The organism is Brevundimonas faecalis (assembly GCF_040549405.1).
In the GTDB taxonomy this organism is placed as follows: Bacteria; Pseudomonadota; Alphaproteobacteria; order Caulobacterales; family Caulobacteraceae; genus Brevundimonas; species Brevundimonas faecalis.
Genome location: NZ_JBEPTF010000001.1, coordinates 141433 through 161166, shown reverse-complemented (window position 1 = coordinate 161166; position 19734 = coordinate 141433). Strand labels below are relative to the sequence as shown.

At 70.0% G+C, this 19734-nt stretch carries 19 protein-coding genes; all 19 read right to left on the bottom strand.

The genetic code is table 11. The features are described from left to right. Positions 1-23 precede the first annotated feature (23 nt). The 19 genes from ABIE19_RS00695 to ABIE19_RS00605 all read right to left on the bottom strand — a co-directional run bounded on the left by ABIE19_RS00695 (position 24) and on the right by ABIE19_RS00605 (position 19652). Complete coding sequence (locus tag ABIE19_RS00695; protein WP_354087189.1) at positions 24-1388, bottom strand: patatin-like phospholipase family protein; 1365 nt, start codon at positions 1386-1388, stop codon at positions 24-26. Positions 1389-1407: 19 nt separating this feature from the next. Next, a complete protein-coding gene (locus ABIE19_RS00690; protein ID WP_354087188.1) occupies positions 1408-1734 on the bottom strand; it encodes a hypothetical protein in 327 nt (108 codons plus the stop codon). Between the two features lie 77 nt (positions 1735-1811). Beyond that, positions 1812-2300: a PraA/PraB family alkane oxidation protein activator gene (locus tag ABIE19_RS00685; RefSeq protein ID WP_354087187.1), complete on the bottom strand. Its 489-nt coding sequence runs from the start codon at positions 2298-2300 to the stop codon at positions 1812-1814. 73 nt (positions 2301-2373) lie between these two features. After that, entirely contained in the window at positions 2374-2847 is a 474-nt protein-coding gene (locus tag ABIE19_RS00680; protein ID WP_354087186.1) for a PraA/PraB family alkane oxidation protein activator, read from the bottom strand. 145 nt (positions 2848-2992) lie between these two features. Beyond that, the gene (locus tag ABIE19_RS00675; RefSeq protein WP_354087185.1) at positions 2993-6358 is read right to left on the bottom strand and encodes a TonB-dependent receptor; all 3366 of its coding nucleotides are present in this window, start codon (positions 6356-6358) and stop codon (positions 2993-2995) included. 100 nt (positions 6359-6458) lie between these two features. Further along, a complete protein-coding gene (locus ABIE19_RS00670) occupies positions 6459-7466 on the bottom strand; it encodes a FecR family protein (protein ID WP_354087184.1) in 1008 nt (335 codons plus the stop codon). Further along, positions 7463-8017 (bottom strand): RNA polymerase sigma factor, encoded by a 555-nt coding sequence (locus tag ABIE19_RS00665; protein WP_354087183.1) that lies wholly within the window; start codon positions 8015-8017, stop codon positions 7463-7465. The genes ABIE19_RS00670 and ABIE19_RS00665 overlap by 4 nt, the downstream gene beginning before the upstream one ends. 120 nt (positions 8018-8137) lie before the next feature. Further along, positions 8138-9154 (bottom strand): helix-turn-helix domain-containing protein, encoded by a 1017-nt coding sequence (locus ABIE19_RS00660; RefSeq protein ID WP_354087182.1) that lies wholly within the window; start codon positions 9152-9154, stop codon positions 8138-8140. Positions 9155-9285: 131 nt separating this feature from the next. Further along, on the bottom strand, positions 9286-9774 hold the full coding sequence (locus ABIE19_RS00655) for a type II secretion system protein GspM (RefSeq protein WP_354087181.1): 489 nt from the start codon (positions 9772-9774) through the stop codon (positions 9286-9288). A gap of 1 nt (position 9775) precedes the next feature. Next, positions 9776-10870 carry a type II secretion system protein GspL gene (gene gspL / locus ABIE19_RS00650; RefSeq protein WP_354087180.1) on the bottom strand — a complete coding sequence of 365 codons (1095 nt, stop codon included), beginning with the start codon at positions 10868-10870 and terminating at the stop codon, positions 9776-9778. Further along, complete coding sequence (gspK, locus tag ABIE19_RS00645) at positions 10867-11853, bottom strand: type II secretion system minor pseudopilin GspK (RefSeq protein WP_354087179.1); 987 nt, start codon at positions 11851-11853, stop codon at positions 10867-10869. Before gspK ends, gspL begins: the two co-directional genes overlap by 4 nt. Beyond that, on the bottom strand, positions 11850-12470 hold the full coding sequence (gspJ, locus tag ABIE19_RS00640; protein ID WP_354087178.1) for a type II secretion system minor pseudopilin GspJ: 621 nt from the start codon (positions 12468-12470) through the stop codon (positions 11850-11852). Before gspJ ends, gspK begins: the two co-directional genes overlap by 4 nt. Then, the gene (gspI, locus tag ABIE19_RS00635) at positions 12467-12826 is read right to left on the bottom strand and encodes a type II secretion system minor pseudopilin GspI (protein WP_354087177.1); all 360 of its coding nucleotides are present in this window, start codon (positions 12824-12826) and stop codon (positions 12467-12469) included. The genes gspJ and gspI overlap by 4 nt, the downstream gene beginning before the upstream one ends. Continuing rightward, positions 12819-13319 carry a GspH/FimT family pseudopilin gene (locus tag ABIE19_RS00630; RefSeq protein WP_354087176.1) on the bottom strand — a complete coding sequence of 167 codons (501 nt, stop codon included), beginning with the start codon at positions 13317-13319 and terminating at the stop codon, positions 12819-12821. Before ABIE19_RS00630 ends, gspI begins: the two co-directional genes overlap by 8 nt. Continuing rightward, the gene (gspG, locus tag ABIE19_RS00625; RefSeq protein ID WP_435521121.1) at positions 13288-13917 is read right to left on the bottom strand and encodes a type II secretion system major pseudopilin GspG; all 630 of its coding nucleotides are present in this window, start codon (positions 13915-13917) and stop codon (positions 13288-13290) included. The genes ABIE19_RS00630 and gspG overlap by 32 nt, the downstream gene beginning before the upstream one ends. Before the next feature lie 14 nt (positions 13918-13931). After that, positions 13932-15146 carry a type II secretion system inner membrane protein GspF gene (gspF, locus tag ABIE19_RS00620; protein WP_354087175.1) on the bottom strand — a complete coding sequence of 405 codons (1215 nt, stop codon included), beginning with the start codon at positions 15144-15146 and terminating at the stop codon, positions 13932-13934. After that, a complete protein-coding gene (gspE, locus tag ABIE19_RS00615) occupies positions 15146-16648 on the bottom strand; it encodes a type II secretion system ATPase GspE (protein ID WP_354087174.1) in 1503 nt (500 codons plus the stop codon). Before gspE ends, gspF begins: the two co-directional genes overlap by 1 nt. Positions 16649-16653: 5 nt before the next feature. Next, on the bottom strand, positions 16654-18774 hold the full coding sequence (gene gspD, locus ABIE19_RS00610; protein WP_354087173.1) for a type II secretion system secretin GspD: 2121 nt from the start codon (positions 18772-18774) through the stop codon (positions 16654-16656). Further along, a complete protein-coding gene (locus ABIE19_RS00605) occupies positions 18774-19652 on the bottom strand; it encodes a type II secretion system protein N (RefSeq protein WP_354087172.1) in 879 nt (292 codons plus the stop codon). The genes gspD and ABIE19_RS00605 overlap by 1 nt, the downstream gene beginning before the upstream one ends. Positions 19653-19734: the final 82 nt, after the last annotated feature.

Below are 19734 nucleotides of genomic sequence, written 5' to 3'. Positions count from 1 at the left end.
CGCAAGGGATGAAGAGGAGGAGATCACGGGAAGACCGCCGCCACGGCGTCGCGCCCGGCCTGCTGGCTGAGGTCCGTCTGGGTCGCGTCCAGCGACAGGCGGGTAGGAATCCGCAGCAGGACATGGGCCCGTTCCGGCGGCAGGTCGGCGAAGGCGATCGCCTCGACCGAATAGTGCAGATCGGCGCAGTCCCAGCCGGGGGGCGCGCCCAGGGCGGCGGCTTCCTGAGCGGACAGGGCGCAGCGCCAGGCGACGGTCCGGCGCTCCCACTCGGCCAGTCGTTCGCGGAAGACGTCATAGGCGTTGCGCTTGGCCGCGTCGGTGGAGTGGTCGGCCACGGCCTCCATGATCCGGCGCCCGTCGGGTCCGTCGGGGGTTCGGCCCCAGGGCCTTTCCGTGATCCGCTCGCCGTTGACGACGATCACCCGGAGGCGGCGCAGGCGCACCGCGTCGCCGGCCGACAACAGGGGGCCGTAGGGCCTGCCCGAGGCGAGCTGCAGGATCGTCAGGCTGGACAGGCCGAAGTTGTCGACCACGCCGCCGTCCAGCAGATGGACGTAACGCAGGCGCTGCGGATCGCGAAAGGCCTGGAAGGAACGCGCCGTGTCCCGCGCCGCCATCGACCCGTCGCGCGCCTGCGCCGCCTGGGTCGTCCAGTCCGGCAGGGGCCGGGCGCAGTCGCGGTTGAAGGTCTCCAGCACCACCGGCCGCACGGCGAAGGGATAGGCGGCCGAGGCGGCGGCCGCATCGGCCAGCCGCACCCCGCCCAGGTCGCTGCACAGGGCGTCGAACCAGGGGGCGGCGAAGGCGAAGGGCAGGCCTGAGGACAGCTCGGTCGCATTGAGGATCACCGGCGGCCCGGACAGGTCGGACATGCGGGCCTCGCCGTAGACCTCGCGCGCCAGCCAGCCGGCGATGCGGTCGCGGCCATTGAGGCCTCCGTCGCGCAGCCGGGGCCAGTTGGCGGGCCACAGCAGCCGGTCGTGGACCGCCGCCTGCCAGTCCTTGTCCAGCAGGGCCGGGCGAAAGCCGTCCAGACCGTCCGGTCCGTGCAGGCCGAACCAGGCCGCGGTCAGGGCGCCGCCGGAGACCCCGGTGACGAAGGCCACCTGGTCGATCCAGCGCCGGCCGTCGGGACGACGGCGATCCCGCAGCTCCAGCAGGGCGCCGTAGGAGAAGGCGGCGGCGCGGGCGCCTCCGCCCGAGAAGGCCAGGGCCACGGCTTCGCCGGACAGGCCCAGGTCGCGCGGCTCGAGACGGGACGAGTCAGCCTCCCCCGTCAGCGGCCCGTTGATCGGCGTCAGGTCCGGGCCGGACACGCAGCCGGCCAGACCGCCAACCAGGCCGCCGGCCACGACCAGGGCGGCGAGGAGGGATCGACGGCTCACGACGCCCCTGGCTCGCCCGTCAGCCCAGGGCCTTGAGCCCCGCCTCGACGGCACGCATGCGCTCGTCCGAGATCAGGCCGCCGGAAAAGGGCTGCAGGGTCTTCAGGCTGATTCCCTTGAACTGCTCGTAGCGTTCATGGGTGGTCAGGCCGGGTAGTTCGCGGTCCAGAACGGCCTTGGCGGCCGGATCGGCGACCAGCCGCTGGATCGGCGTGTCGAGGGTGAAGGCCGGACGCGCGGCCTCGACGGGGACGGGCGCCCCCGCCGGAGAGGCGGTTTGTTGAGCCGCACAGGCCGCGGACGGAAACACCGCCGCCAGAAGCGCGAACAAAGCCAGATGGCGCATGAAGCTTGCCTTTTGCGATAGAAAAGCGGAGCGACGCACGAACGCGCGCCGCCCCGGAGGCCGAGGGGATGGCGGCCCTAGTTGATGATGGTTGCAGGAGAAACCGTCAGCACGCCGGACAGGCGACAGAAGGTCTTGTCCGCCGTTACGTCGATGCGACTGTCCGCACTGTCCCACGCCGCGACGACATTCGGATTCTGACAGTCGCCGAACCGCATTGAGAACCCAATATTCTCGAAACGCAGCTGGCGATCAGGCGTGACGTTTGCGCGGATCGGAAAAACCCACCCCTCGACGATCCCGCCGCCGTCGCCCGTACAATCGATCGGGCCGCTCACCTGCGAGCCTGTCGCGGAGGTCAAGGTGATCCCTGAGGCGTCAGCGACGCCCTGAAAGACAACCTCGCAAACGGAATCGAAGACGGTCGTGGCCTTGAGCCCGACGTTGACAACGCCAGTCGCAGTGATCGCGCCCTGGGGCGACAAGGTCTGCGCCTGCCCCGCTGCGGCCGACGTCAGAAGCGCCACCCCGGCAATCAAACCGAGCCAAGACGAAACATCCTTCATATCTCCGATCCTTTCTCGGAAATCTTCGACAGGCGGGAAGCGGGGCGAGATCGCGATCTCGCCCCGCAAGGCCTTAGTTGATCGTGGTCGCCGGAGAGACCGTCAGCGTGCCGGCGAGGCGGCAGAAGCCGATCGCGGTGGTCGGGACGGTGACGCTGCTGTTGGCGTTGTTCCACGGCACGCGGATGTCCGTGCCCGAGCAGGAGCCCAGGCGCGTGTCCACCACCAGTTCCTCGATCGACAGTTGCGACGAGGAAAGGGCGTTGATGCGCACCGGCAGCTGGATGCCGTCGTCGCACGACAGGGGACCCGAGACCTTGACGCTGGAAATGCCGGTCAGGGTGAAGCCGGCGGCGTCGGCCGTGCCGGTGAAGGTCGTGTTGCAGACGGTGTCGAACCAGCTGACGCCGTTCAGGCCCTGGGTCAGTTGACCCGAGACCGTGACCGCGCCGGTCGGCGAAACGGTCTGGGCCGAAGCGGCCGAGGCAGCGGCGATCATGCTGACGGCGGCGAAGGCGGCCACGGCGACCTTGGACATATACTTCATAGTCTTTGCTCCTGGTGATGAGATCGTTGGCTAGAAGTAGGCACGTATACTGCTATGTTTTGCAGTAATATTTACATATCAGAACATAATGACAGTATTGATTCCCAAATATGAATTCGAACTGCCAATCATTTATTATAGTCGATCAGAATTCCTTCCTGACGGACACGCCGAAAAGTCGCGGATCAAGCGTGAAGACGTTGGTGGTGTTGCCGATTTCGTCAGGCCCCGTGAAACCGTCGGTCAGCGGGGTCTCGTCGAAGATGTTCTTCACATAGACCTGGACGGTGAGGTTCTCGTTCGGATGTGACAGGGTCGCCGACAGATTGGCGTTCTCCCAGCTTCTCAACCGATCGAACTCAGTGTTGTAGACCCGCATGAAGCTTTCGGACTGGCGGTAGTAGTCGCCCCGCAGCATCAGGTCCCAGCCCGCCGGCAGGGCGATCCGGTATTGAGCCCCGATGTTGAAGGTCATTTCCGGGGCATTGGGCAGGCGGTTGCCGCTCAGATCCGCCGAGAAGCCGCGGCCGCCGTTGGTGTCATGCTTCCCGGTCTTGGGATTCACATAGGTCGCCGGGTCGTAGATGATCGGGCCCCACTGATCGACCGCCCAGTTGCCGGGATGGTCGCGGAAGAGACCGGGGCTGAGCTCCACGCCGGGACACAGGGCTTTGATGAAGACCGAGTTGCCGGCCATGGTGCCCACGGCGCGGCCGAGAATATCCTTCGGCACGATGCAGGTCGCGGGACTGGTCGGCCAAGGACGCATGGTGATCCAGTCGCCGTCCCCCTGGGTCCGGTTCATGACGTCGATGGATTTCTCACCGTCGGCGATCCGGGTCTTCAGCAGACCCAGGGTGGCGTCGATCCGGAAGTTCCGCGTCGGCGCCCAAGCGGCTTCGAATTCGACCCCATAGATTTCCGCATCGAAGTTCTCGTTGTGGAGGGTGCGATCGATCACCTGGGTGACCTGGTAATCCTTGTAGTCATAGTAGAAGGCCGAGGCGCTGAGCATCATCCGACCGCCCATCAGCGCATTCTTCGAGCCGACTTCATAGGCGTTGACGTATTCGGCGGCGAAATCGGTCGGCAGACGCGGATAGTTGGTCGCGCTGGAGTCTTCCGGCCCGCGCGGGTTGGCGCCGCCGCCCTTGTAGCCTCGCGAATAGGAGGCATAGACGAGCGTATCGTCCGTGAACGGCAGAACCGGTTTCCAATCCAGGGCCAGGCGCCCGGTCCACTCCCCCCAGCGATGAACCTCGTCCGGGTAGCGCGGATAGCCCTTTCCGACCGTCCCCGTCCCAAGCCAGGGATTGGACGAGCCCAACAGCTGGGTTGGAATGGGCGTCGTGGTCTTCTTGTCTTCGGTGTACCGTAAGCCTGCGGTCAGGCGCAGATCATCTGCAAGATTGAAATAGCCCTCGCCAAACACCGCCCACGATTCCGTGGAGGCGATATTCATGTTGCGATAATAGTTGTGCCCCTGGCCATCGATTTTCCCAATCGGATTGGGGTCGATATAGGTGCATTCGTTCACATTCTTCGCTTGAGGAGTGAGCGGCTGGCAGGTTCCGGACCAGGCTTCGCTATTGGCGCCCAAGGCCGCGATCGTGAAGGCGTTCGAAAAGACGTAGTAGTCTTCATTGGTTTTGAACTTCAGGTAGTTGGCGCCGACATTGAAATTCACCGGGCCGTCGAAGCTCGATGACAGGCGCAGTTCCTGCGACCATTGCCGGCTGTTCGATTGACTGAGGTCGACCGCCACAAGGCGATCCAGGGTTCCGAGTTGCGGGTCAATGAACGTGCCGCCCCCATAGGCGTCCCCGGAACCGACGCAGGGGCCCAGCCAAGCCTGATAGGCCGCCTTGATCCGTCGTCCCGGCGTGTTCCGACAGGCGATCAGGCCAGCCTGGGGGTTGATACGGAAGTAGTCCTGCATCCCGTAGTAGCTGTCCTCCATGTAGAGGGTCTGGGAGTGCAGGGTGAGATTGTCGGTCAGGTCCGCCTGCAGGTTCAGTTGGACGACGTCGTTCTTGGCGCGGAAGACAGGGTCGAAATAGGTCTCGATCTCCCGAAGGCTACGCGACTGCTGACCGTTCACCGGCGAGAACGGATCGATCCCCTCCTTGAAAAGATAGCCGCTCCATGAGTTCGGGATCAGCTTGGGATCCCGATCGAACGGGAGAACCAGGATCATGCCTGTCACGATGGGAAAGCCGACCCCGTTCGGCGCGCCGAACGCTTCGTCCGAAAATAGGGACTTCGACTGACAGCCCGGCGTCAGGCTGTTGACGTCCCATTTGGTTCCCAGCTTGCTGGTCCGCGCAGCGCCCGTCGGGTCCCGCCATGAAAGCGCGCTGGGAGACTCCCCGCGCGTACAGAGCTGTTTGCCGGTACGGGAACGGTTGTCGTCTTCCTCGAAATGCTCCCACAGCAGATTGGCGCTGAACCGCTCGTTCGGCTTCCACAGCAGGCCCATGCGCGAGGACCACAGGTCGCGGCCGTTGACCCGGCGCTCATTGACCAGATTGTAGTCGTAGCCCTCGCGCTGGGTGTAGGCGGCGGCGGCGCGGAAGGCGAACTGGTCGCCCAGGGGAATATTGATGTGGCCGCGCGCGCGGCGGGCGTCGAAATTGCCCAGCTCGCCCTGGGCCGACATGGAGAAGCGTTCCAGCTCCGGCAGCTTGGGCAGCATGTTGACCACGCCCGCCGTGGCGTTGCGGCCGTACAGGGTGCCCTGAGGGCCGCGCAGGACCTCCAGCCGCTCCATGTCGAAATATTCCTGCTCGAACAGTCGATTGCGCAGCAGGGCGGTGTTGTTGAAGCTGACCGCGACGCCGGGGTCGGTCGTCACCGAAATGGCCTTGGTGCCGATGCCCCGGATCGAGAAATTATAGCCGGTGAAGTTGTCCTTGGAGAAGTTGACGTTGGGCACGACGCGCAACAGCTCGGACCCGCCTTCCACCTTGCGGTCGTCCAGCTGCTCGCCGGTGAAGGCCGAGACGGCCACCGGCACGTCGATGATCCGCTCTTCCATGCGGCGGGCGGTGACGATGACGTCCTCGACCAGGGTCGCCGACTGGGGCGCGGGCGCCTCGGCGGCGGGCGGCGCGGCGGGACGGCGACGCGGACGCACCGGCGCGTCCTGGGCGGGCGCAGGGGCGGAGACCCGGGTGATCAGATAGCCGCCCGAGGCCCCCGGACGATAGGTCAGGCCGCTGCCGTTCAGCACGGCCGCCAGGGCGCGATCCACCCCGCCCTGCCCGCGATAGCCCGCTGTCCGCTTGCCCCGCACCAGGTCGGCGGAGAAGACGATGCTGCGTCCGCTGTCGCGGCTCAGCTGCGACAGGGCCGCGCCCAGGTCCTGGGCCGCCAGGTCGTAGGCGACGGCCCGCGTCGCGCCCGGGCGCGCCTGGGCCAGGCCTTGCGAGGGCAGAACCGCAGTCGCGCAGACGGTCGCGGCTCCAAGCAGAAGAAACGCCTTCAGCGATCGGCGATGACAGGTCGGCATGATGAAAATCGTCCCCCGCGGTCCCCGCTGCGGGGCCGCTTTCACCCACAGGAACGAAGGAGGCGCGGCGAACCCCGCAGCCGAAGGCGTGAAGTTTTCGCTACGGTTTTGTGCTGGAGAGCACAGCTCGTCCGTCCCCGGAACGCTTGAGCGACAGGGGGAAGATCTCGGTCATGGCCTGGGCGAAGGCGTCGGCCTCGGCGATGCGGAAGGCGCCGCTGACGCGCAGGGCGCCGGCGCGGGCGTCGGCCACGACGATCCGGTTTCGAGCGTAGCGGTTCATCTCGACCACGGCCTCGGACAGGGGCGTCTCCTCGAAATAGACCACCCCTTCGCGCCAGCCGGCCAGACGCTTCGCATCCGCCTTGCGCACCACGACCGGACCTTCGCGGGGCGCGATCATGACCTCGCCCGCCGACAGGGTCTGCTCGGGTCCGGGACGGTCGCCCGAGACCCGCACGGCGCCGTCCAGCATGGCCACCCGCACGCCGTCCGGCAGGACCAGGACGTCGAACTCCGTCCCCACCGCCGTGACCCGGCGCCCCTCGGCCAGGACGTCGAAGGGTCGAGACGGATCATGGGCCACGCTGAACAGGGCCTGGCCGCGCAGCAGCCGCGCAGTCCGGCTGCGCCGATCATAGGTGGTCTCGACCAGGGTGTCCGCGTTCAGGGCGATCACCGAGCCGTCCGCCAGGGCGACGGTCGTCCGCTCGTCCGCCGCCGTGCGATAGAGCGCCGTCCGCGTCTGTTCGACGCCGGGAAGATCGAAGACATGCGGCGCAAAGCCGGACGCCTGCCACGCCGCCCAGCCCCCGACGGCCAGGACCGACAGCCCCGCCGCCAACCCGGCCCAACGGGCCAGCGCGCGCGCTGGCCGCGCGCGAAGCGCCCCTCGACGCAGTTCGGCCATCTGCGCCTCTTCCGCATACAGGGCCATGAGGTGGTCCGTCTCAGCCACGGCGTCGAAGGCCGCGCGGCGGCCCGGATCCTCGGCCAGCCAGGCGTGCAACGCCGCATCCGCCGTCGGATCGGCGGCCTGTTCGGCGCGCAGCAGGCGCTCGGCCGCCGCTTCCAGCAGGTCGGGATCGGGGAGGCCGGGCGCGCTCATCGCCGCGCCTCCTGAAGACGGGCGGTCAGGTCGGCCATGCCCCGGACCAGGCGGCGCTCGACCGTGCTGACGGAGACGCCCAGGCGGCGGGCGATCTCGACGTGGGTCAGGCGCTCCAGCCGGGCCAGCATGACGACATGGCGCGTCCGTTCGGGCAGTTGGCGCAGGCAGTCGACCAGGCGGCTCAACTCCTGACGGCCCTCGACGATGCGGTCGACGGCATGGTCGGGAACGGCGTGCAGGGCTTCGTCATAGGCGGTATGGCGGCCTTCCTGGCGGGCGCGGGCGCGGCGGTGCCGGTCGACGGCGACCGAGGCGGCCGTCTCGAACAGATAGGCCTCGCCATGCGCGGCCATGGCCACGTCGGGTCGGCGCGAGAGGCGCAGGAAGACGTCCTGGGCCGCGTCCTCGGCGTCCGGGGCGGACAGGCCGCGTCGCTGGAAATAGCGCAGCAGAGCGGGGCGCGCCCTTTGCGACAGGGCCGCCAGGGCGTCGTCGCCGACGCCGTCCTCGTCCAGAGTTTCGGCCATGCCCGTCCGCCATGCCGCCATGAACCGCCCCCTCATACGCGGTCGTTGCGGACGGATTATGAAGGCCCGCGCCTTCCCTAACGCAGCGGGAGCCCCAAACCCCTCACTTCGGCGTGAGACAATTTTCGCAGGGGGCGAATTTCATCGCATGGCGGCGAGCCAGCGGCTCCAGTCGGCCTCTCCGTTTCCCGGCGAGGCGACGCCGGCGTCCTGCTGCGCCCTTTGACGGAAGTCGCGAGGAGTCAGGCCGAAGGCGCGGTTGAAGGTCACGCTGAAGGCGGCGGCGTTGCCGAAGCCCCAGTCGGCGGCGATGTCGGCGATGCTGCGATGAAGATTGGCGGGGTTCGCCATGGCTTCGCGGCACCGGTGCAGGCGTCGGCGACGAACATAGGCGACGAAGCCGTTCTGGGCCTCCATGATCCGGTAGAGGGTCGCGCGCGAGACGCCGAAATGCAGGGCCACGGCGTCGGCGCTGAGCCGCAGGTTCGTCAGATTGTCCTCGATGTAGCGGCGCACGGCCAGCCAGGTCGCCGCCCGCACCGGGGCCGCATGCTCGCGTTCGACCCCGCCGTTCAGGGCGGCGGCGGCCAGGGCCAGGGTCGGCGCCTGCATCGCTTCCGCCTCGGCCAGGGTCATGGTCGGCCCGGCGCGGTACAGGGCCTCGACATGGCTGCGCAACAGGGCGACCAGGGGCCTTGCGCCCTCCAGGCGCCGGCCGCCGTGCGCGTCGGGCGAGGTCAGCAGCGGCTCCAGCAGGCGGCGCGGGGCCACCAGGTCGATGGACTGATAGGCCGTGCTGCGGGTCACGATCGGCTGGGTCATGTCCAGCACCAGCAGGTCGCCGCCGCTCAGAAGCTGTTCGCCCTTGCGCGCCGAGGCGGTGCGCCGTCCCTTCACGTAGAACTGCAGCATGAAGTAGTCGAGGCCGTCCGCCGCGATCCGGCGCGCGGCGCGCTCCGTATCCTGAGCGCAGCTGACGATGGCGCCGAACATCAGCTCCGCCGCGCGGAAGGCGTCCACCCGCGTATAGAAGGGATCGTCGGCGAGGGGCGAGACGTCCCAGACCGAGGTGGCGGTCTCGCGCCAGAAGGAGACGCGCCTGTGCTCGGGCAGGAGGGAGGTGTCGAGGACCGAACGCGGCAGAAAACCCTGATCCAAACCCACGTCCCCCGACCTACGCGATACGGAATCGACTGTATGGCGAAACCTTCGTCGCTTGTCGCAGGAATTTGACGATTTCAGCCCTCGAAGGCGAAGGATTTTGCGTCAAATCTCCTATGGAGCGAGGATCAACGCAGGACGCCCTGGGCGTCCAGGCTGGCGTCGGCGTTCTCGATCACCGTCAGGTCCCCGATTTCGACCCCGTATTCGGCCTTCAGGGTCGAGAGCCAGCCGAACAGGACGGCGGAGCCGACGCCGGGCGCGTCGAAGCCGATGCCGCCCGCCTCGTCGACCGACAGGGTCACGCCGGTCAGGCCCGCGGCCTCGGCGGCGGCTCGCGCCGCCTGCTCGACCTCCGCCAGGGGCATTGCGGTCTTCGCCAGGGCCGGGGCCGGAGCGGGGGCGGTGGCGGCCAGGCCGGCCTCCAGCCGCGCCAGGGTCGCCGTCGCCTCGGCTCTATGCTCAGCCGCCGCCGCGCGCCAGGCCCAGGCCGGGCGCACGACCAGCAGCCAGACCAGGACCGCCAGGATCAGCGCCAGCATCACGGCCAGCAATCCGCGCTCGCGCGCCGAACGGCCGTCCCACCACAGGCTGGCCGACTGGATCATCCGGTTCATCTCAGGCCCCTCCCACGCGGACTTCGCTGACGACCTTGCCCTGGTCGTCGACGGTGCTTTCGTCGGTCAGGGCCATGCCCCTGGCCGCCATGGCCCGCTGCAGGGCCTCCAGGTCCTGGTAGGCGGGATAGGTGACGGTGGCGCGCACGCCGCGAGCGTCGGCGGTCAGACTGTCCAACTCGGCGCCCTCCACCCCCTCGACGGCGGCGAACAGGGCGGCGGCGGCGTTCACTGTTCCGCCCGGCGGCGGGGCGGCGGCGAGGCGGCGGGTCGCCTCCGCGACCGGGTCGGCGTTCGGCGCGATGTCGGGGAAGGCGCGACGGGCGACGGCCTCGGCCCGAGCTTCAGCCCGGCCGGCGCGCCATGCGTCATGTCCGGCGGCGGCCAGGGTCAGGATCAGGGGCGAGGCGACCAGGGCGGCCGCCAGAGCCGCCGCCCGTTTCCAGCCGCGCCGGTCCGCCTCGACGCCGCGCCCCGTCCCGGCCAACAGGTTGATCGGCGGGTTGAGGGCGGCGGCGGCCAGAAGGCGCTCGATCTCGTCCGCCCGGCCGATGCGGTCCAGCGCGCGGCCGGCGGCCACGGCCTCGGCCAAATCAGGCTGGAGGCTGAGGGCCAGGTCGCGGCCGCGCAGGGCCAGGTCGGCGCCGAAGACGGCGGCGGTCAGGCGATCGGCCTGCGGCGGCTCGGGCAGGACCAGGCTGTCGGGCAGCATCACGTCGGGACGCAGGCCCAGGGTCTCCAGATAGTCGCGCCAGGCCTGGAGCAGGGATCGGGCCACCACGGCGACGGGGCGGCGCCCCTCGGGGTCGGTCGCCCCCAGGGCCGCGACCAGGCGATCGGCGGGCGCGGCCAGTTCGTCGCGCAGGGCGTACAGGGCCACCGCCGCGACCTGGGCCGGACTGCCCGACGGCAGCGGCAGCCAGCGGATCAGGACGTCGGCGCCGGGAACCACCGCCACGGTCCGCATCGGCTCGGGCGCGGGTCCGCCCAGTTCGACCACGCCGCGCGTCAGCACGTTTCCTTGCGCGTCCAGCGTCAGACAGGGCGCCGGCAGGGTCGCGGACGGCGGGATCAGGATCAGTCGGATGCGGCTCATTCGTCCAGGGTCCAGCGTTGGATGACGGTGCGGGCGGGCCCGGCCAGGGGTTTTTCGATCAGGGCCGTGCGGACGGCGCGGCTTCCGCCGATCTCCACATCCACGCGCAGGTTGAAGAAGCGGGTCAGGACCGTCAGTTGGTCCTGCACAGTGGGCGGCAGGGAGACAGCGGCCATCGGCCCCTGGCTCAGGAAGGCGTTGGCGTCGCTCCAGCCGTCGCGCGGCCGGGCGGCGATAGCGGCGCGCGCGGAGGCCAGGCCCAGCTTTCCGTCCGACAGCATGACCAGCAGGGGCGCCTGATCCGGGGTCAGGGTGTTGGGATTGATCGGCGACAGGTCCGTGGTCGGCAGGGCGCAGACATGGGGCCGCAGGGCGGAATAGACGGCGGCGTCCACCCCCTTCACGGCGCGCAGTTCGCTGACCTCGGCCAGAAGGGTTCCGGCGGTGCGATAGGCCTGGGTCCGTCCAGCGTAGGCCGCGTCCTCTCCGCCCTGGGGGCGCGGCGCGGAGTCGGTGTCGATCCAGTCGGTCAGGGCGTCGGCGACGGCGCGCATCCGCCCCTCCGGCAGGTTCAGAGCGCGACCCAGGGCGACGAACTGCTGCACGCCCAGGGGGCGGGCGACATAGACCTCCAGCCGGCCCTCGACCACGCTGTTCAGGTTGAAGCAGGCCTGACCGTCGGAGAGGCGGGCGGACAGGGTTCCGTCTTCGATGGGGAAGGTCAGGGTCCGACCGTTCCAGTCGGGCTGGACCGGCGTCTTGCGCGCGTCGATTTCGGCCAGGCGGTCGATGCGGCGTCGCGCCAGGCCCTCCGCCCCGGCCGCGTACCACTGGGCCTGTGCCTGGGTTTCCGTGTTCATCGTGCGGCGCACCGAGAAGCGGATGTCGTCCAGGACCAGCACCGCCACCGCCGCCATCACCGCCACCAGGAGCAGGACGGTCAGCAGGGCCATGCCCTCGCGGTCTTTCGGACGCGCCTTCATCGCCCGCCCCCGACGACGAACAGCTGGCGTATGGGGCCGTAGCCTTCGAGAGTCAGATCCAGCCGCACCGCGTCCGGCAGGGGCCGTTCGGGCGAGGCGATGAAGCGCGGCGCCTCCGCGCCCTGGCTGATGAAGGCCAGGGCCGGGGCGCTCGCGCCGCGATACAGCACCTGGGGCGGTCCGGGCCGGGCGCCGTCCAGATGGGGATAGACCCGGCGCTCCAGCCGATCCTCGACCAGACGGTACTCGACCCTTTGCAGGGAGGCGCGCGGGCGGCCGTCCGGATTGCTCCAGCCCGCGCGCACCAGCACCAGCAGGGCATCGCCCGGCGCCTCGGCCCCCAGGATCGGAGACAGGGCGGCCTGGCCGTCGGCGGCGCGGGCGCGACGCGGCGCGGCCTGGCCCAGATCGGCGCGCAAGGTCGCGCGCAGCCGCTGCAGCTCGGCCGTGCGGTCCGTCGCGGCCTTGACCGCGAAACGGTTGTCGATGCTCTGACTCAGCACCAGCACCCCCGCCGCCGACAGCAGGGCGAAGATCAGCAAGGCGACCATCACCTCGACCAGGGTGAAGCCGGCGCGGGGCGATGCGGGGCGGCCGGTCACAAGAGGGTTGGTCATGAGGCGACCGCCCGGAACAGGACGCGCTCGGCCGCCTGTCCCTCCTCGTCCGAGACGCGGATGTCGATGCGAAGGATGTCGGGGTCGTCGGTCGCCGTCACGGCGCGGGTCCAGCGCCAGTCTCGCCCGGCCAGGGGCTGGGTTCCGTCGCTGTCGCCCGGCGCGGGGGCGGGCCGCGTCGTCATGGCCTCGACCGCCAGATTCTCGGCCACGATCCCCGCGAGCGTGCGCGTCTCGGCCCGCGCGGCCGAGCGGGTGTTCTCTCCCGCCAGGTTCAACAGGGCCAGGGCCGCCAGGCTGAACACCGCCAGGGCGACCAGAAGCTCGATCAGGGTGAAGCCGGACCTCTCAGCCATCGACCTTCACCTCGCCCGCCGCATCGACGGCGACGGTCACGACGCGCGATCCGCGCGACAGGGTCAGGGCGGCGGCGTCGGGCGCGCCGGTCGGGTCGAAGACGATGCGCAGGGGTTGGTCGGCCGGTTGGCCCTCGGGCCGGACGGCGGTGTCCTCGGCCCAGTCTTCCGGACCGAAGGGGCCGTCGGTCAGGGGCGACCATCGGACGCCGTCGAAGCTGGAAAAACCGTAGCCCGTCGCCGTCGCCTCCACCGCCACGGCGCGGTTGGTCAGCAGGGCCTCCTCGCGCGCCCGCACCAGCCGCGCGGCGAAGCGTTCGGCCTCATGGATCACCGGCGGGCGCGGATCGGGCACGGCCAGGACGACGGCGCCGGCGGCCAGGCCCATGATCGCCACGACCATCAGCAGTTCCACCAGGGTGAAGCCGGAGCGCTCGCCACGCGGCGAGCGATAGCGCGCTTTAATTCTGCCAGTTGCCGATGTCGGCGTCATTGCCCTCGCCCCCTTCCTTGCCGTCGGCGCCGAAGGAGAAGACGTCGAACTGGCCGCCGCGGGTGGACGGGCGGCGGTATTGGTAGGGGTTGCCCCAAGGGTCTTCCGGCAGGCGGCGGATATAGCCGCCCTGGCGATAGCGCTCGGGCCGTGCCAGACCGGCCGGCGGCGCCGTCAGAGCCTGCAGGCCGCTCTGGGCGTCCGGGAATGTGAGATTGTCGAGGCGGTAGGTCTCGACGGCCTGCTCCAGGGTCGAGATGTCGGCCCGCGCCTTGCCGATCATGGCCTTGTCCTGGCTGGGCAGGACGTTGATCGCCACCACCGTGGCCAGCAGGCCGATGATGACGATGACGACCATTAATTCCACCAGCGTAAAGCCCTGCCGGGTTTGACGCCGAAGGGCGCTACCGCGACGCGCGCGGCGCGTCTCTGCTTGAGCGAGTCTTTGGGCGCTATCGCGAGCGACGCGGTCGCTCGCTGCTTGAGCGAGTCTTTGGGCGCTAACGCGAGCGACACGGTCGCTCGCTGCTTGAGCGCAGATGCCGGCGCCGTTGGTCGCGGGTTGGTCGGCGGAATGTTGCGGCTGGATTTCGGTCATGGCGGGTTCCGGTCTCACCCCATCGCCAGGGTGTTGATCTGAAGGATGGGCAGAAGGATCGACAGGACGATCAGGGCGACCACGCCGCCCATGACGACGATGATGGCCGGCTCCAGGAGACTGAGCATGACGGCGGTGAAGGCGCTGAACTCGCGCTCCAGATAGTCGGCGGCGCGTTCCATCATCGGCTCCAGCCGACCGCTGGCCTCGCCCGAGGCGGTCATGTGCACGAGGATGGGCGGGAAGACGTCGGCGCGGCGCATGGCGGCGGACAGGCCCCCGCCTTCGCGCACGGCGTCGGCCATGGTCTCGGTCGAGGCGCGCAGGGCCCGGTTGGAGACGGTGCGGGCGGTGATGGTCAGGCCCTCGAGCACCGGCAGGCCCGCCGCGATCATGGTCGACAGGGTGCGGGCCATCCGCGCCCCGTGCAGGTCGCGCGTCAGCCGCCCGACGACGGGCAGGCGCAGCACCCGTCGATCCACCGCCAGCCGGAAGCCGGGATTCCGCATCCCCGCGACGAAGCCGCCGATCCCGCCCGCGAGTATGAGGGCGATCAGCCAGCCCCAGTTCCGCATCAGGTCGGACACGCCGATCACCGCCCGCGTCAGCAGGGGCAGGGTCTGGTTCATGCTGTCGAACTGATCGACCACCTTGGGCACGACGAAGATCATCAGGGCCGTCACGACGCCGAGCGCCACCAGGGCCAGGACGGCGGGATAGACCAAGGCGGTGATGACCTTGCCGCGCACCTGCTGATCGCGTTCCAGCCCCTCGGCCAGGCGCTCCAGGATGGGGCCGAGCGCGCCGGAGGCCTCGCCCGCCGCGACGGTGGCGCGATAGAGGGGCGGAAAGGCCGCGCCCTGACGGGCCATGGCCTCGGACAGGCGCTGGCCCTCGACCACGCCCGCATGGACGCCCGACAGGACAGCGCGCACGTCGGGGCGTTCGGCCTGAAGCATCAGGGTGCGCAGGGCCTCGTCCACCGGGGCGACGGTGATCAGGGTGGCCAGTTGGCGGGTGGTCAGGGCCAGGGTCCGCGACGACAGCTTGCGACTGCGACGCGGGGCCTTTTCGGCCGTCACGGCGGCGCCCGAGGCGCGGCTGAGCGACAGGGGCATCAGGCGGCGGCGCTCCAGCGTCTTGCGCGCGGCGGCCTCGTCCGGCGCGGTCAGCACGCCCGCGACGGTGCGGCCCGAGACGTCCACGGCGCTGTAGTCGAAGGCGGGCATCAGGCCGGAGCCTCAACCAGGGGGTGGGCCTCGGGCGTTTCCTGACGGGTCACGCGCACCGCCTCCTCGACCGAGGTCACGCCCGCCAGGACCAGGCCGCGCGCCCGGTCGGACAGGGTTCCGCCGTTGGGGAAGGCGGCGGCGACCAGGGCCTCTTCGTCGGCCTCGGCGGCGATCAGGCGGCGGACGCGGTCGTCGATCTTCAGCGTCTCATAGACGCCGACGCGGCCGACATAGCCGGTGTGGTTGCACGACCCGCAGCCCTGGGCGCGCCAGACGGTCGCGCCCTTTTTCACGCCGCACAGACGAGCCGTGGCGGCGTCGGCGGGTTCGGAGCGGCGGCAGTCGCTGCAGAGGCGGCGCACCAGACGCTGGGCCACGATCAGCCGCAGGGTCGAGGCCAGGAGGAAGGGCTCCACCCCCATGTCGCGCAGGCGCGTCACGGCCCCGGCCGCGTCGTTGGTGTGGACGGTGGACAGGACCAGGTGGCCGGTCAGCGAAGCCTGGACGGCGACGCTCGCCGTCTCCACGTCGCGGATCTCGCCGACCATGACCACGTCCGGGTCCTGGCGCAGGATGGCGCGCAGCCCCGCCGCGAAGGTCATGCCGACCTTGGGATTGACCTGGGTCTGGCCGACGCCGTCGATGGCGTATTCGACCGGGTCCTCGACCGTCAGGATGTTGCGGGCGCCGTCGTTGAGCAGGCTGAGGCCCGCGTAGAGGCTGGTGGTCTTGCCCGAGCCGGTCGGGCCGGTGACCAGGATGACGCCGTTGGGTTCGCGCAAGGCGCCGCGGAAGGCCTCCAGCGCCTCGGCGTCCATGCCCAGTTGATCCAGCGACAGGCCCGCCTGATCCTTATCCAGGATGCGCAGCACCACCCGCTCGCCCGCCCGCGACGGCAGGGTCGAGACGCGCACGTCCAGGGTCTTGCCGCCCAGCGCCAGGGGGATGCGCCCGTCCTGCGGCACCCGCTTCTCGGCGATGTCGAGCCGGGCCATGACCTTGATACGGGACACCAGCAGAGGCGTGATGCGCGGGTTGAGGTTGAGGCTTTCACGCAGGACGCCGTCGACGCGCATGCGCACGATCAGGGCGCTCTCATAGGGCTCCAGGTGGATGTCGGAGGCGCCCGCGCGCACCGCCTCGGCGATGACGCCGTTGATCATGCGGATGACGGGGGCGTCGTCGGCGGAGTCCAGCAGGTCGGCGGCGGCGGGCAGGTCGTCGATCAGGCCGTCGAGGCCGGACGGCATGTCCATCTGCTCGTCGCCCGTCGCGTTCAGATCGCCCGCGTAGACGTCGGACAGGCGGCGGTCGAACTCGGCCTGATCCATGGCCTGAACCTGCAGGGGCCGCCCCAGGACGCGGCGCGTCTCGATCAGGGCCAGGGGGTCGGCGCCCTGTCGCAAACCGACCATGGCGATGTCGCCCGCGTCCAGCAGGATGACGCCGTGCCGCTTGGCGAACCCATAGGGCAATGTCGGATTGACCAGGGTGATCATGGTCCTCAGCCCTGCGGCGGGGCCGCGTTGGCGGCGGGGGCCAGGGGACTGATCGTCACCTCGCCCGCCGGGGCGGCCACGCCCGGCGCCGGGTTGTCGATGGCGCGCGGCGCGACCGGGGGCTGGGTGCGCATGTAGTCGCGCAGCATCTCGTCCAGGCTGGGTTCGACGCCCGGCTGGGACCGCAGCTGTTCGCCGCGCATATAGCCCCAGCGGTCGGCGCTCAGCTGTCGGGCGTCGCCCGGGGTGCGGACGATGGTCGGCCGGATGAAGATCATCAGATTGGTGCGGCCGCGCTGGCGGCTGGTCGATCGAAACAGATTGCCGACCACGGGGATGTCGCCCAGGCCCGGCACCTTGTCGATCGACAGGCGGTCGTTCTGATCCAGCAGTCCGCCGGCCACGGCGATCTCTCCGTCGTCCACGACCAGGGTCGTCTCCAGCTCGCGCTTGTTCAGCACCAGGTCCGAGGCGCCCCGCGTCAGGACGCCGTTGATGCTGGACACCTCCTGACGCATGAACAGGGTGATGGAGCCGCCCGCATTGATCTGCGGCTTGACGATCAGCTTGACGCCGATGTCCTGACGCTGGGTCGTGCGGAAGGGGTTGGAGTTGCCGTCCAGCAGGGCTTCGCCGGTCGTGATCGGCACCTCCTGCCCGACCAGGATGGTGGCCTCCTCGTTGTCCAGCGTCATCAGCGACGGGGTCTGGAGCAGGTTGGAGCCTTCGTCCGACTTGGCCGCATTGATGATGAAGCCGAACAGGCCGTCGGAGCCGATGCGGCCGCCGCCCCCGCCGATGAAGCCGTTGGCGCCGACCAGGCTGTTCAGGGCCAGGTCCTGAAGCTGCTTGCGCAGGGGGTCGTCCTTGTCCAGCTGCCCCGCCGCCGCGCCGCCCACGATGGGCAGCAGGGGCGCGGCGCGCTCGGAATAGTTGGTCAGGCCGATGGGCGTGCCGTCCGATCCGGCCAGCAGCCACTGGACCCCCAGTTCGCGTACGGCGGTGTCGCCCAGTTCGACCACGATGGCCTCGATCAGGACCTGCTGGCGGCGGCTGTCGAGCTGACGGATGACCTCGGCCAGCATCCGTTGCGTCTCGGCCGAAGCCGAGATGACCAGGGCGTTGGCGCCGGGGAAGCGGGCGATGCTGGCCTTCTGTCCGGGCGCAGGCGCGGCCGGAGCCGAGACGGGTTGGGACGTCGGCGCCTCGCCGCCGCCGGTTCCGGGCCGGGCGATGGCGGGCGTCGCGGCGGCGCCCGCCGTCGTCACCGGCTGGCCGACGATCTGTTGCAGGACGGGCAGCAACTGCTCGGCGTTGGCGTGCTGGAGGAAGACGACCTTGACGTCGTCGGCCGAGCGGGCGCGGCGGTCCAGGTCCTCGACCAGGGGCCGCACGCGGGCCACGGCTGCGGGGTCGCCGCGCAGGATGATGGAGTTGGAGCTGGCCACCGGCGTGGCCGACACCATGCCCTGCCCCGGCTGGCCGCCGGGCGGGGCCAGGACCTGGGCCAGGACGCCCGCGATCTCGGCGGCGGAGGAGTTCTCCAGCGTCACTACATCGAACGAGGCGCGGTCCACGTCGATGCGCTGGATCAGGCTGCGGATGCGGGTCAGATTGTCGGCGAAGTCGGCGACGACGACGCTATTGCCGCTGGGGTTGGCCAGGACCTGGCCCTGGGGTCCGACCAGGGGCCGGATGGTCTCGGCGGCCGAGGCGGCGTCGATGTTGCGAAGCTGGAAGACCTGGGTCGAGAAGCGCTCGGATCCGACGGTGGACGGCCCCTGGGCCGCGCCTTGGGCCGGGCTGATGCGATAGGCGCCGGAACCGGTCGGCGTCACCACCAGGCCGTTGGCGCGCAGGGTGGACAGGAAGACCTCGAACAGCTCGGCCCGGCTCAAGGCCCTCTGGCTGGTCACGGTGACGTTCCCGGTCACGGCGGGATCGACGATGAAGGTGCGGCCCGTGGTGCGGGCCACGTCCTGGATGAAGGCGCGGATGTCGGCGCCCTGAACGTTCAGGGTCTGGCGCGCGCCTTCTTGCGCGAAGGCGGGCGAGGCCAGCATCGGACCCTGCGCGGCGATCAGGGCCGACAGGGCGACGGCGGCGAAAGAGCGGTGAAGGCGCATCACTGGCCGGTCCTTATGGTGGTGGTCTGCACCCGGCCGTTCCGCTCGAAGCGGATCTCGGCGGCGCTGCTGCCGGAAAGCTCGCCGCCCAGTTCGGACAGGCGTTCCAGGCTGTTCAGTTCGGCCCCGTTGACGGCCAGGATGACGTCGCCGGATTGGAGGCCGGCCGCCCTCAGCGCCGCCCCGTCGCCGCGCGCGGCCAGGGTGAAGCCCCGGATGCGAAGCCCGTCCATGCGGGGACGCAGCGCGGCCTGGGCCATCAGACGTTGCGGATCGACGACCGGTCCGGTCGGCGCGGCGGCGGGAGCCATGGTCGGGGTTTGAGCGGGAGCGCCGCCGGCCGGGGTCACGACCTGGGGCGTCGAAGGCGGCGGCGGAGGCGCGGCGGCGCCCGCTGGAATCTCGGTGAAGACCAGGCGGCTGACCGATCCGCCGCGCGAGACCGTGACGAAGTCCTCGCCCACGAAGGCCAGGGTCAGGCCGTCGGATATGGTTTCGCCCACGCCCACCGAGACCTGGCAGCCGTCAGGCAGGCCGATGATGGCCGAGCCGCCGCCCTGCCCGTCCGAACGCAGTCCGAACAGACGCAGGGCGTCGCTGTCGGCGCCGGCCGCCTCGGCCAGGCTGCTCTTGTCGCCGGTGCGGAAGAAGGCGTCGAAGCGCTGGAAGATCGAGGCGTCGGTCGGCGCCGCATCGTCCGAGCGAGCCGCGACGGCGGCGGCCCTGGGTTTGGGCGCGACGAAGATCCAGGCCAGCCGCCCGGCCTGGACCGCCAGAAGCGCGACCAGGGCGATCTCGACGCCCGCCCGAATCCGGGCCGGTCGGGCGGTCGCCGCCGTCCATGCCTGACGTCCCCATTCCCCGACCCGTGCGATCACGTCCGACGCTCCGAACACCCCCGAAAAAGGGAACCCCGGCTGCTTACTCCAGCAGCCGGGGTCGAAGCCTCACGCGGCGATG